8 protein-coding genes and 3 rRNA genes are annotated in these 13,451 nt (G+C 64.2%); 9 read left to right on the forward strand and 2 right to left on the reverse strand.

From position 1 onward, the window contains the following. Nucleotides 1-4: 4 nt before the first annotated feature. The 9 genes from GC106_RS23955 (at nucleotide 5) to GC106_RS23995 (ending at nucleotide 12,009) form a co-directional block, all read left to right on the forward strand. Nucleotides 5-1,523, forward strand: a 16S ribosomal RNA gene (locus GC106_RS23955). 306 nt (nucleotides 1,524-1,829) lie between these two features. After that, nucleotides 1,830-4,949: ribosomal RNA gene (locus GC106_RS23960) — 23S ribosomal RNA — on the forward strand. Nucleotides 4,950-5,034: 85 nt separating this feature from the next. Continuing rightward, nucleotides 5,035-5,151: ribosomal RNA gene (gene rrf / locus GC106_RS23965) — 5S ribosomal RNA — on the forward strand. Together the 16S, 23S and 5S rRNA genes form the textbook arrangement of a ribosomal RNA operon. Nucleotides 5,152-5,264: 113 nt before the next feature. Then, nucleotides 5,265-6,083 (forward strand): GNAT family N-acetyltransferase, encoded by an 819-nt coding sequence (locus GC106_RS23970; protein WP_173134884.1) that lies wholly within the window; start codon nucleotides 5,265-5,267, stop codon nucleotides 6,081-6,083. Nucleotides 6,084-6,102: 19 nt separating this feature from the next. Then, nucleotides 6,103-6,921 (forward strand): GNAT family N-acetyltransferase, encoded by an 819-nt coding sequence (locus tag GC106_RS23975; protein ID WP_173134887.1) that lies wholly within the window; start codon nucleotides 6,103-6,105, stop codon nucleotides 6,919-6,921. A gap of 10 nt (nucleotides 6,922-6,931) precedes the next feature. Beyond that, nucleotides 6,932-7,678, forward strand: a complete 747-nt coding sequence (locus GC106_RS23980) for a type 1 glutamine amidotransferase (RefSeq protein WP_173134890.1) — start codon at nucleotides 6,932-6,934, stop codon at nucleotides 7,676-7,678. Between the two features lie 67 nt (nucleotides 7,679-7,745). After that, nucleotides 7,746-8,882 (forward strand): inorganic phosphate transporter, encoded by a 1,137-nt coding sequence (locus tag GC106_RS23985; RefSeq protein WP_173134893.1) that lies wholly within the window; start codon nucleotides 7,746-7,748, stop codon nucleotides 8,880-8,882. Further along, on the forward strand, nucleotides 8,882-9,067 hold the full coding sequence (locus GC106_RS23990) for a hypothetical protein (RefSeq protein WP_173134896.1): 186 nt from the start codon (nucleotides 8,882-8,884) through the stop codon (nucleotides 9,065-9,067). The genes GC106_RS23985 and GC106_RS23990 overlap by 1 nt, the downstream gene beginning before the upstream one ends. Before the next feature lie 11 nt (nucleotides 9,068-9,078). Continuing rightward, nucleotides 9,079-12,009, forward strand: a complete 2,931-nt coding sequence (locus GC106_RS23995; protein ID WP_173134899.1) for a bifunctional [glutamine synthetase] adenylyltransferase/[glutamine synthetase]-adenylyl-L-tyrosine phosphorylase — start codon at nucleotides 9,079-9,081, stop codon at nucleotides 12,007-12,009. Here the strand turns inward: GC106_RS23995 and GC106_RS24000 are convergent. Next, entirely contained in the window at nucleotides 12,006-12,671 is a 666-nt protein-coding gene (locus tag GC106_RS24000) for a hypothetical protein (RefSeq protein ID WP_173134901.1), read from the reverse strand. The genes GC106_RS23995 and GC106_RS24000 overlap by 4 nt on opposite strands. After that, nucleotides 12,664-13,311: an RNA polymerase sigma factor gene (locus GC106_RS24005; RefSeq protein WP_217280910.1), complete on the reverse strand. Its 648-nt coding sequence runs from the start codon at nucleotides 13,309-13,311 to the stop codon at nucleotides 12,664-12,666. The genes GC106_RS24000 and GC106_RS24005 overlap by 8 nt, the downstream gene beginning before the upstream one ends. Between the last annotated feature and the right edge of the window lie 140 nt (nucleotides 13,312-13,451).

Raw genomic sequence — 13,451 nt, forward strand, 5'->3', positions numbered from 1 at the left:
AGCATTGTTGGAGAGTTTGATCCTGGCTCAGGACGAACGCTGGCGGCGTGCTTAACACATGCAAGTCGAGCGGTAAGGCCCTTCGGGGTACACGAGCGGCGAACGGGTGAGTAACACGTGGGTAATCTGCCCTGCACTCTGGGATAAGCCCGGGAAACTGGGTCTAATACCGGATACGACTTCGTTGGGCATCCAATGGGGTGGAAAGTTCCGGCGGTGCAGGATGAGCCCGCGGCCTATCAGCTTGTTGGTGGGGTGATGGCCTACCAAGGCGACGACGGGTAGCCGGCCTGAGAGGGCGACCGGCCACACTGGGACTGAGACACGGCCCAGACTCCTACGGGAGGCAGCAGTGGGGAATATTGCGCAATGGGCGAAAGCCTGACGCAGCGACGCCGCGTGAGGGATGACGGCCTTCGGGTTGTAAACCTCTTTCGCCAGGGACGAAGCGAGAGTGACGGTACCTGGAGAAGAAGCACCGGCTGACTACGTGCCAGCAGCCGCGGTAATACGTAGGGTGCGAGCGTTGTCCGGAATTATTGGGCGTAAAGAGCTCGTAGGCGGTTTGTTGCGTCGGTCGTGAAAACCTGGGGCTTAACCCTGGGCTTGCGGTCGATACGGGCAGACTTGAGTTCGGTAGGGGAGACTGGAATTCCTGGTGTAGCGGTGAAATGCGCAGATATCAGGAGGAACACCGGTGGCGAAGGCGGGTCTCTGGGCCGATACTGACGCTGAGGAGCGAAAGCGTGGGGAGCGAACAGGATTAGATACCCTGGTAGTCCACGCCGTAAACGTTGGGCGCTAGGTGTGGGGCTCTTTCCACGGGTTCCGTGCCGTAGCTAACGCATTAAGCGCCCCGCCTGGGGAGTACGGCCGCAAGGCTAAAACTCAAAGGAATTGACGGGGGCCCGCACAAGCGGCGGAGCATGTGGATTAATTCGATGCAACGCGAAGAACCTTACCTGGGCTTGACATGCGCCAGACATCCCTAGAGATAGGGCTTCCCTTGTGGTTGGTGTGCAGGTGGTGCATGGCTGTCGTCAGCTCGTGTCGTGAGATGTTGGGTTAAGTCCCGCAACGAGCGCAACCCTCGTTCCATGTTGCCAGCGGGTAATGCCGGGGACTCATGGGAGACTGCCGGGGTCAACTCGGAGGAAGGTGGGGATGACGTCAAGTCATCATGCCCCTTATGTCCAGGGCTTCACACATGCTACAATGGCTAGTACAGAGGGCTGCGAGACCGTGAGGTGGAGCGAATCCCTTAAAGCTGGTCTCAGTTCGGATTGGGGTCTGCAACTCGACCCCATGAAGTCGGAGTCGCTAGTAATCGCAGATCAGCAACGCTGCGGTGAATACGTTCCCGGGCCTTGTACACACCGCCCGTCACGTCACGAAAGTCGGTAACACCCGAAGCCCACGGCCTAACCCCTTGTGGGAGGGAGTGGTCGAAGGTGGGACTGGCGATTGGGACGAAGTCGTAACAAGGTAGCCGTACCGGAAGGTGCGGCTGGATCACCTCCTTTCTAAGGAGCATTCGACCCTCGCAGAGTCTGAAGCTTTGTCGAGTGGGAGGCCACTAGCAGCGGCGTATGTTCGCTGGGTGGAGCTCAAAGAATCGTGGAACTACTGGTTTTCGGCGCTCAGACAGCGCAGATGGGTCGGCACACTGTTGGGTCCTGAGGCAACACGCGTAGGCGTGCGAGGCTTCTGGTGACCGGAGTTGCTCCGAGTTCAAACCGGCCAGGGTGACCTGGAAGAGGTGTTCTCAGTAGTGGGCGGCTTTCTGGTGTGGTGTTTGAGAACTGTACAGTGGATGCGAGCATCTTTGTGGTCAAGTTGTTAAGGGCATACGGTGGATGCCTTGGCATCAGGAGCCGATGAAGGACGTGGGAGGCTGCGATATGCCTCGGGGAGCTGTCAACCGAGCTGTGATCCGAGGATTTCCGAATGGGGAAACCCGGCACCCGTTATGGGGTGTCACCTGCACCTGAATATATAGGGTGTGTGGAGGGAACGCGGGGAAGTGAAACATCTCAGTACCCGTAGGAAGAGAAAACAACCGTGATTCCGTGAGTAGTGGCGAGCGAAAGCGGATGAGGCTAAACCTACTGCGTGTGATACCTGACAGGGGTTGCGTAGTGGGGGTCGTGGGACCCACTGGCTGGGGCTGTCAACTCAGCGGAGAGTCATAAAATCATGTTGCTAGTCGAATCAGTCTGGAAAGCTGAACCGTAGAGGGTGAGAGTCCCTTAGGCGAAAGCGCGTGATCTCTCTTGGTGGTGTTCCCGAGTAGCAGCGAGCTCGTGGAATTTGCTGTGAATTTGGCGGGACCACCCGTTAAGCCTAAATACTTCCTGGTGACCGATAGCGGACTAGTACCGTGAGGGAAAGGTGAAAAGTACCCCGGGAGGGGAGTGAAAGAGTACCTGAAACCGTGTGCCTACAAGCCGTCAGAGCCTTTCGGGGTGATGGCGTGCCTTTTGAAGAATGAGCCTGCGAGTTAGTGCTGCGTGGCGAGGTTAACCCGTGTGGGGTAGCCGTAGCGAAAGCGAGTCTGAAGAGGGCGTTGAGTCGCGTGGTCTAGACCCGAAGCGGAGTGATCTACCCATGGCCAGGGTGAAGCGCCGGTAAGACGGTGTGGAGGCCCGAACCCACCAGGGTTGAAAACCTGGGGGATGAGCTGTGGGTAGGGGTGAAAGGCCAATCAAACTCCGTGATAGCTGGTTCTCCCCGAAATGCATTTAGGTGCAGCGTCGTATGTTTCACGGTGGGGGTAGAGCACTGGATGGCCTAGGGGGCCTACAAGCTTACTGAAGTCAACCAAACTCCGAATACCATCGTGTGAGAGTGCGGCAGTGAGACTGCGGGGGATAAGCTTCGTAGTCGAGAGGGAAACAGCCCAGAACACCAGCTAAGGCCCCTAAGTGTGCGCTAAGTGGGAAAGGATGTGGGGTCGCCCAGACAACCAGGAGGTTGGCTTAGAAGCAGCCATCCTTGAAAGAGTGCGTAATAGCTCACTGGTCAAGTGGTCCTGCGCCGACAATGTAGCGGGGCTTAAGCGTACCGCCGAAGCTGTGTCATTCATGCATATACATCCAGTGATGCTTTCGAGTGTCTCTGCAGTGGCATGGATGGGTAGGGGAGCGTCCTGCACCCCTGGAAGCGAGCGTGGAAACGACTCGTGGAGGGTGTGGGAGTGAGAATGCAGGCATGAGTAGCGATAGCAGAGTGAGAACCTCTGCCGCCGGATGACCAAGGGTTCCTGGGCCAGGCTAATCCGCCCAGGGTAAGTCGGGACCTAAGGCGAGGCCGACAGGCGTAGTCGATGGACAACGGGTTGATATTCCCGTACCCGCGTGAACGCGCCCATGATGAACCCAGCGATACTAACCACCCAAAGCTATGTGTTGAGCCTTCGGGCGATTCATGTGGTGGAGCGTGGGACCTGAACTGGTATTAGTCAAGCGATGGGGTGACGCAGGAAGGTAGTTCCGCCAGTGAGTGGATGTACTGGTGTAAGCGTGTAGGGCGGTGTGTAGGCAAATCCGCACACCATTGAGCCTGAGACGTGATGCGTAGCCGATTGAGGCGAAGTGGATGATCCTATGCTGCCGAGAAAAGCCTCTAGTGAGTGTTCAAGCGGCCCGTACCCTAAACCGACACAGGTGGTCAGGTAGAGAATACTGAGGCGTTCGGGTGAACTGTGGTTAAGGAACTCGGCAAAATGCCCCCGTAACTTCGGGAGAAGGGGGGCCGTGTGGCGTGAAGGGATTTACTCCTGGAGCGTTGTGTGGCCGCAGAGACCAGCGAGAAGCGACTGTTTACTAAAAACACAGGTCCGTGCGAAGTCGTAAGACGATGTATACGGACTGACGCCTGCCCGGTGCTGGAACGTTAAGAGGACGGGTTAGTCACCTTGTGTGGCGAAGCTCAGAATTTAAGCGCCAGTAAACGGCGGTGGTAACTATAACCATCCTAAGGTAGCGAAATTCCTTGTCGGGTAAGTTCCGACCTGCACGAATGGCGTAACGACTTCTCGGCTGTCTCAACCACAGGCCCGGTGAAATTGCACTACGAGTAAAGATGCTCGTTACGCGCGGCAGGACGGAAAGACCCCGGGACCTTTACTATAGCTTGGTATTGGTGCTCGGTTCGGCTTGTGTAGGATAGGTGGGAGACTGTGAAGCTCGGACGCTAGTTCGGGTGGAGTCGTTGTTGAAATACCACTCTGGTCGAATTGGGTGTCTAACCTCGGACCATGATCTGGTTCAGGGACAGTGCCTGGTGGGTAGTTTAACTGGGGCGGTTGCCTCCTAAAGGGTAACGGAGGCGCTCAAAGGTTCCCTCAGCCTGGTTGGCAATCAGGTGTTGAGTGCAAGTGCACAAGGGGGCTTGACTGTGAGACTGACGGGTCGAGCAGGGACGAAAGTCGGAACTAGTGATCCGGCCATGGCTTGTGGAAGCGTGGTCGCTCAACGGATAAAAGGTACCCCGGGGATAACAGGCTGATCTTGCCCAAGAGTCCATATCGACGGCATGGTTTGGCACCTCGATGTCGGCTCGTCGCATCCTGGGGCCGGAGTAGGTCCCAAGGGTTGGGCTGTTCGCCCATTAAAGCGGTACGCGAGCTGGGTTTAGAACGTCGTGAGACAGTTCGGTCCCTATCCGCCGCGCGCGTAGGAGACTTGAGGAAGGCTGTCCCTAGTACGAGAGGACCGGGACGGACGAACCTCTGGTGTGCCAGTTGTTCCGCCAGGGGCATGGCTGGTTGGCTACGTTCGGAAGGGATAACCGCTGAAGGCATCTAAGCGGGAAGCTCGTTCCAAGATGAGGTCTCCCACCTTTTATAGGGTAAGGCTCCCAGCTAGACGACTGGGTTGATAGGCCAGAGATGGAAGCGCGGTAACGTGTGGAGTTGACTGGTACTAATAGGCCGAGGACTTGTTCACAAAGGTGTTACGCATCCACTGTACGGTTTCTGAGATACCAGGCTGGGCACCTCGGGTGGGGTGTGGTCTGTGAATTTCATAGGTTTACGGTGATAATAGCGAAGAGGAAACGCCCGGTCCCATTCCGAACCCGGAAGCTAAGCTCTTCAGCGCCGATGGTACTGCACTGGGTACGGTGTGGGAGAGTAGGTCGTCGCCGTAATTTATTTCCGGAAGGGCCCCACAGGTATCTGTGGGGCCTTTTCCGCATGTCATGTTCGTGAGTGTTTGTCGGGGTTAGAACACGGATAAACACTCACGAGGGGAGACGGGACGATGGAAGCACGGGCGTACGAGACGACTGCGGCGTTCCGGGAAGCCGCCGGACGGCTGCTGGCCGCGGACCCGATCAGGAACACGGTTCTGCTCACCGCGACCGCCAAACCGCTGACCGGTGCCCTGCTGCTGACATTGCACGACAACGGGAAAGTTGTCGGCGCGGTCATCCGTACTGACCCGTATCCACTCCTGGTGAGCGCCATGCCGGTCGATGCCGCGGAGTTCACCGCCGAGGCGGTCCACGACCTGGTGCCGGACCTGCCGGGTGCGAGCGGATCGCTCAAGCAGGTCGAAGCCTTCGTCGCGGCATGGACCGCCATCACAGGCAAGCAGGCCACCCGGACCTTGGCGCACCGGCTGTTCCGGCTCGACCACCTCCAACCGCCCCAAACCGCGGGCTCGCCCCGTGAAGCGACAGAAGCCGACCTCCCGCTCCTGGTCGACTGGAAGACCCGGTTCCTTCGCGAAGCCCTGCCGCCGACGGTGAAACGGGCCTCCCCCGAAGAAATCGCCAAGGAGAAACTGGGACCTGACGCGGTCACGATCCTCTGGGAAGTCGACGGAACACCCGTGTCCCTCGCAGCGGCCCGTGGCCCGTTCGAAGGCATGGCGAGGATCGCACCGGTCTACACCCCGCCCGAACACCGCGGCCACGGCTACGCCTCCGCCGCCACAGCCGCCGCATCCCAATGGGCGCTCGACCGAGGCGCCACGGACGTGTTGCTCTTCGCCAACCTGGCGAACCCGACGACCAACCGCATCTACCCGGCTATCGGCTACCGGCCTGTCGAAGACACGGCCGAGTACACGTTCTGACGCGATGGAGCCTGGACCGATGGAAGCACGGGCCTACGAGACCGCAGCGGAGTTCCGGGAAGCTGCCTGGCCGGTGCTGGCCGCCGACCCGATCAGGAACACGATCCTGCTCACCGTGACCACGAACCCGCTCCCCGGCGCACTGCTGCTGACGTTGCACGACAACGGGAAGCTGATCGGCGCGGTGATCCGGACCGATCCGTATCCCCTCGTGGTGAGTGCCATGCCGGCGGAAGCCGCGGCCTTCACCGCCAGGACAGTTCACGAAGTCCTGCCTGACTTGCCCGGGGCGATGGGACCGGTGGATCGGGTCGAAGCGTTCGTCGACGCCTGGACGAAGATCACAGGCGCGTCGGCCACCCGGGTCCTGGCCGTCCGGATGTACGAACTCGGCGAGCTCGTCCCGCCCGTGGCCGCAGGCTCACCACGTCATGCGGAAGAGAAGGACGCGCCTCTGCTGATGGACTGGTTCGCCAAGTTCGCGCTGGACACCCGTCCGGCGGGATCAAAGCTTCCCCCGGTGGAGCCGATGGTGAAGGCGACGCTCGCCCCAGGTGCGGGCGGCATCCTGTGGGAAGTCGACGCGACACCAGTGTCCTTGGCGGTGGCCAATGGTCCGGCCGAAGGCGTGGCGAGGATCGCACCGGTCTACACCCCGCCCGAACACCGCGGCCACGGCTACGCCTCCGCCGTCACGGCGGCCGCGGCCCAATGGGCGCTCGACCAGGGTGCCCGGCATGTGTTGATCAACACAGACCTGGCCAACGCGACCACCAACCACATCTATCCGGCGATCGGCTTCCGGCCCCTCGACGACACCGCCGAATACAGGTTCTAACGTGGCAGGTATGACACGCCTGCTCGTGATCCAGCCGGACGACTCCGACCCGGCTGCGAACCTCGGCGACTGGCTGACCGCCGCCGGTGCCGAACTGACCGTCGTGCGCCCGTTCGCCGAACCGCTGCCGGCACTCGACGACTACCAGGGCGTGGTCTGCCTCGGCGGCGCGATGGGCGCCCTGGACGACGCGGAACACCCATGGCTCAAGGACGTCCGCCAGCTGCTCGCGTCCGCGACCGGAAACCGCATGCCGGTCCTCGCCGTGTGCCTCGGCAGCCAACTGCTCACCGTCGCGCTGGGCGGACGTGTCACCGTCGGCGACGCCGGTCCGGAGGTCGGTCCGTCACTGGTCGCCAAACGAGACGTGGCGTGGACCGACCCGCTTTTCGCCGAGGCCCCGCTGATGCTCGACGTGATGCACTTCCACGTCGACACCATCGACCGGCTGCCACCCGGTGCCGAGCTGATGGCGTCCTCCGGCAAGTACCCGAACCAGGCGTTCCGCGTCAACGGCTGTGCGTACGGGTTGCAGTTCCACATCGAGACGACTACCGACATGATCCTCAAGTGGGCCGAGCTGGGTCCGCAGGCAGCTGCGACGGCACGTCCCGGGGCGCTCGACCGGGAGAACCTCGACCGTGTGCACGCGGACATCGCCGAGACGTGGCAGCCCATTGTCGAGCGGTTCGTGCGGCTGGCGTCGGGTGAACTTCCGCCCGCCGACCAGGCGCGGCCGACGTTGCCGCTGGTCTGATCGTCACGTTCACTTTCCGGTTAGGTAGCGTTCACTCGCAAGTTACCTTCAAACCGGAGGGGCAGGCGTGGATCCCGCGCTTCTCGTCGTCGTGGTCGTGGCCACCGCACTGGCTTTCGACTTCACCAACGGCTTCCACGACACGGCCAACGCGATGGCCACCTCGATCGCGACCGGCGCTCTGCGACCCAGAACGGCCGTGGCGCTGTCGGCAGTGCTCAACCTCGTCGGCTCGTTCCTGTCCGTCGAGGTGGCCAAGACCATCTCCGGCGGGATCGTCGACGACGCCAAGATCACCCCGGCGGTCATCTTCGGCGGCCTGATCGGCGCGATCATCTGGAACCTGATCACCTGGTACGTCGGCCTGCCGTCGAGTTCCTCGCACGCACTGTTCGGCGGCCTGATCGGCGCGACGTGGGTGGCGTCCGGGATCGACGCGGTGCACTTCGCCAAGGTCGTCGAGAAGGTGCTCGTGCCCGCCGTGGCCGCACCGATCGTCGCCGGCCTTGTCGCCGCGGGTGCCACGTACCTGACCTATCGGCTCACCCGCAACGGTGACACCAAGACTGTGGAGCGCGGCTACAAGGCCGGGCAGGTGGTGTCCGCGTCGCTCGTCTCACTGGCGCACGGCACCAACGACGCGCAGAAGACCATGGGCATCATCACCCTGGCGTTGATCGCGTCCGGTTCGCTGGCCGCGGGCTCCGGGCCGCCGATCTGGGTGATCATCAGCGCCGGGGTGGCCATCGCCCTCGGCACGTACCTCGGCGGCTGGCGGATCACCCACACCCTGGGCAAGAAGCTCACCACCATCGAGCCGCCGCAGGGCTTCGCCGCGCAGACCAGCTCCGCCGTGGTCATCCTGGCGTCGTCGCACGTCGGCTTCGCACTGTCGACCACGCACGTGTGCTCCGGCGGTGTGATGGGCTCCGGGCTCGGCCGTGCGCCGCGCGGCGTGCGTTGGGGCGTGTTCGGCCGTATGGCGCTCGCGTGGCTCATCACGTTGCCCGCCGCAGGTGCCGTTGGCGCGGTCGCGGGCATGGTGGCCGAGCGCGGCACGGTCGGCGTCATCATCGTCGCCGCCGTGGGAGTTCTGGTGTCCCTGGGGATCTGGCTCGCGTCTCGGCGTCGTCCGGTCCGGCCGGAGCATGTGGTCGACGAGATCGCGCCTCAGGCCGAGCCGCACGAGATCAAGGTGGCCTGATGCACGTCAACTGGACTGCCCTGGGCAGCGTCTTCGCGGTCAGCGTGCTGGTGACCTTGCTGGTCACGGTTCTCTTCGCCTTCGGCGTCGTGGCCCAGGGCAAGGGCAGGAACGTCGTGGCCCTCGGCAGCTTCGCCGTGTGCGGAGTGGTGACGTTGCTCGGGATCGCGGTCATTCTGGCGTAGTTTCTACGGTGATGGCTGATCGCGCGCGTACCGTCACGTCCACTGCCCGCTTCGGGCTGACGGACGACCGTGCCGACGCCGCGTTGCGAGCGGCGGGATGGTGGGGTGACGGAGGCCCGGTGCAGGGAGCCGAGCCCATGCTGACCGCTCTGTCCCGGAGTCCCGATCCGGATCTCGCGCTACGCGGAATCGACCGGATGCGGGAGTGCGTCGCCTGGGCCGACCTGGAAGCGGCGCTCCGCGACGACACGGCGCTGCGCGGCAAGCTCATGGCCGTGCTCGGTGCTTCGACCGCGCTCGCGGATTTTCTCGTGGCCAACCCGGACGCCTGGCGCTCGGTGCGCACCGGCACCGGGCCGGACCTGGTCTCCACGGTGGACGGGCTGACCGGTGCGGACGCGGTCAAAGCGTTGCGGGCGGCGTATCGGGAGCGGCTGCTGCTGATCGCCGCGGACGACCTCGGGCACCTGGTGGAACCCGATCTGCCGGAGCCTGCGTACGACGACGTGGCCGCGCGGCTGACCGTGCTCGCCGAGGAAGCACTGCGAGCCGCACTCGTGGTCGCGCAGACCGAGATCGGGCCGAACGACGCGCGGCTGGCCGTGATCGCGATGGGCAAATGCGGCGGCCGCGAGCTGAACTACGTCAGTGACGTCGACGTGGTGTTCGTCGGCGAGGACGACCTCGACGTGGCGACCAGGCTGGCCAGCCGGATGATGACGGTCGCGGGCTCGGCCTGCTTCGAGGTCGACGCGGCGCTGCGGCCGGAAGGCAAGGCGGGCGCGCTGGTACGCACCTTGGACGGGCACACCGCGTACTACCGCCGGTGGGCCCGGACCTGGGAGTTCCAGGCGCTGCTCAAAGCCCGCCCGGTCGCCGGCGACGCCGCGCTCGGCGAGGCGTATCTGGACGTCGTCCGGCCGATGGTGTGGACCGCGGCCGATCGCGACGGGTTTGTGGCCGATGTTCAGCAGATGCGGCGCCGCGTGGAGGACCACGTGCCTGCGGAGCTGGTCGAGCGTGAGCTCAAATTAGGCCGCGGCGGCCTGCGGGACGTCGAGTTCGCCGTGCAGCTGTTGCAGCTCGTGCACGGCCGTAGCGACGAGACATTGCGTCTCGGTTCGACCACGGCGGCGCTGGCCGCGTTGGGCGCGGGCGGATACGTCGGCCGCGCTGACGCGGCGGGCCTTGGCGAGTCGTACCGCTTCCTGCGCACGTTGGAACACCGTCTCCAGTTGCAGAAGCTACGGCGCACGCACCTGTTCCCTGAGGAGAACAACCTCGTTGACCTGCGGTGGCTGGCGCGTGCGGCGGGCATCCGGCCAGACCGGGGCCGTGCTGAGGAACAGGTGTTGCTCTCGGAGTTCCGGCGGCAGGCCAACCGGGTTCGCCGCCTGCACGAGAAGTTGTTCTACCGGCCGCTGCTGGAGTCCGTGGCCAAGGTGCCGACCGAGGCGCTGAGGCTGACCGCGTCGGAAGCGGCGGCACGGTTGGGCGCGCTCGGCTACGCGAGCCCGCAAGGCGCGTTGAACCACATCTCGGCGTTGACCAGCGGTGTCTCACGGCGGGCCGCGATTCAAGGCGCGCTGCTTCCCGTGCTGCTGGATCTCCTCGCGCAGACGCCGGATCCCGACGGCGGGCTGCTGTCGTATCGCAAAATGTCCGAAGCACTGGCCACAACGCCGTGGTACCTGCGATTGCTGCGCGACGAGGGCGCCGTTGTGGAGCGAATCGCACAGTTGCTGGGCACGTCGAAGCTTGTGCCGGAGATGGTCGCGCGGGCGCCGGAAGTGTTGCGCCTGCTCGCCGACACCGACGAACTCGCCGGCCGGGACCCCGCCGAAGTGGCGATGTCCTTGCGTACAGCCGTTGCGCGGCACCGTGACCTGCATAGTGCCGTGACCGCGGCCAGGTCACTGCGACGGCACGAGCTCGCGCGAATCGCGTGCGCCGACTTGCTCGGGTTGATGGAAACACCCGCGGTGTGCAGGGCACTGTCGAGCGTATGGGTTGCCGTGCTGCAGTCCGCGCTCGCGGCGGCCGAGCGCGAGAAGTCCGTCGAGTACGGCGGCTGGCCGAAAGCGAAGATCGCGATCATCGGCATGGGCCGGCTCGGCGGCGCCGAACTGGGCTACGGCTCGGACGCCGACGTCCTGTTCGTCTGTGAGGCCGTCGACGGCGGCAGCGACGACGAGGCGGTCAAGTTCGCGTCCACTGTGGTCGAATCGATGCGCAGGGCACTCGGTTCGCCGAGCCAGGATCCGCCACTGGAAGTGGACGTCGGACTGCGGCCACAAGGACGTCAAGGTCCGCTGGTGCGGACGTTGACCTCGTACATCGCCTACTACCGGCAGTGGAGCGAGGTCTGGGAAGCGCAGGCGTTGCTGCGTGCCGCGTTCGTCGCGGGTGACGCGGACCTCGGTTCGCGGTTCATCGCGGCGATCGAGGAGTTCCGTTATCCCAGAGGCGGTCTGGACTCGACCAGTGTGCGTGAGATCCGCCGGATCAAGGCCAGAGTGGACAACGAACGGCTGCCGCGCGGCGCCGACCCGGCCACACACACCAAACTCGGCCGCGGCGGCCTGGCCGACATCGAGTGGACCGTGCAGCTTCTGCAGTTGCAGCACGCGCACGAGATCCCCGCGCTGCGGACCCCTCGAACCCTCGAAGGCCTTGCCGCCGCCCAGGAAGCCGAGCTGATCACGCCCGCGGACGCCGCGGAGCTGCGCGCCGCGTGGCTGCTGGCGACCAGCGTCCGCAACGCGGCCACGTTGGTCCGTGGCAAACAGTCCGACCAGGTACCGACTTCCGGACGCGAATTGCTCGCCGTGGCAACCGCTTTGGGCTACCCGAGCGACGCCGACCCCGGCGAGTTCCTCGACGCCTACCGCCGAATGACACGACGTGCCCGAGCAGTCGTGGAACGAGTCTTCTACGACTAGCTGGACGCGATCCGGATCGCTTCGTCCTTGGTGAAGTCGCCTTCGAGCCGCATCGTGATGCCGTTCTCCAGCCAGATCAAGGTTTTGCCGGACATCCGCGCGGACTCGTCCTGCCACACGCCGTTGGGGTCGATGTACATGACCTCGTGCGGGCGCGGAATCCACAGGCCTTCGTGGCCGTTGACGCGGACTCGTTCGATGTCCTGGGCGTGCGCGAACTTCGCCATCGTGGGACGGAAGTCGCCTTCGAACTGGTCCAGCCGCTTGCCGGGGTACAACAGGGACACGACCCGTTCGGTCACCCGGACCTCGGCTGGCTGACCAAGCGCTTGGGGAACCTTGACGTCAAACCGTCTCCTGGCCTCGTCCAGGGTCGTCTTCCGCTCCCCGGGAACCGTCGGCGTCTCCGGGATCGGCGGAGGCGGCTGCCGGCTGAACTCGATCCCGGCGAACCGCAGGAACTCCGAGACCGCCGCCCGGACGTCCGGCGACACCGCGAACGCCAAGGCGAACGCCAGGAGGACGGCGGCGGCCGTGACCAGCACCGGCCTTCGCCTGCGAGGTTCGCTCAGCCGCGCGCGGACCTGCGCCTCGACGTTCGGCGGTTCCGGCACGTCGACGCGGAGTTGCCGGAGGGCGGCCTCGAGCTGGTCGTCAGTCATGGCTCACCGCCTCCCGCAGCTTGGTCAACGCCCGGGAGAGCCGGGACTTCACGGTTCCCTTGGCCAGGCCAAGCGTTTGCGCGGTCTCGGCCTCGCTCAGGTCGAGCAGGTACCGGCAGGTGACGACCAGCCTGTCCTTGTCCGGCAACGCCCTGATCGCGTTGAGCAGTTCCGTCTTCGCCGCGTCCCGCACCGCGAGGTTCGCCGGGTCCCGGTGATCGACGGGGTCCTCGGCGACCCGGAGTTCGAGGAGGTTGCGCCGCTTCTTCGTCCGGTGCAAGTTCTTGGTCTCGTTGGCCACGATGCTCAGCAGCCACGGCCGGAACTGCGCGCCGTCCCGGAACCGGGGCAGCGCTTTGAACGCTTTCACGAACGCCTCCTGCACCACATCGCTGGTGTCAGGACCGGCGCCGAGGAGGTAGGCGGTGCGATGTGCGAGCGCGGTGTAGCGGGCGACCAGGGTGCCGTAGGCGTCCAGGTCACCTGCCCTCGCCAGGGCTATGGCTTCCTCGTCCGTGATGACACCCCTTGTACACCGCGGGGTGCGTGCGGGTTCCGTTTTGTTAGGGCTCGCCGGCCGGCCGAGTGCTGCGCGCGTCGGTGAGAAGGCCGACCGGCGAGTCCGATGGTCCCGGCCCAGGACGAGTCGGGGTGATCCCGGGCCGGGCCACGATCTTCGTGACCCTTTCGTTACTCCATACGAGCAGTGCCGGGCACCGGTTCAGCGTCAGCCGGAAAAGTCCGGCGACTGTCCCCATCGCGCTGTCGGTACCCAAGCCT

Source organism: Kibdelosporangium persicum, assembly GCF_013280595.1.
GTDB lineage: Bacteria > Actinomycetota > Actinomycetes > Mycobacteriales > Pseudonocardiaceae > Kibdelosporangium > Kibdelosporangium persicum.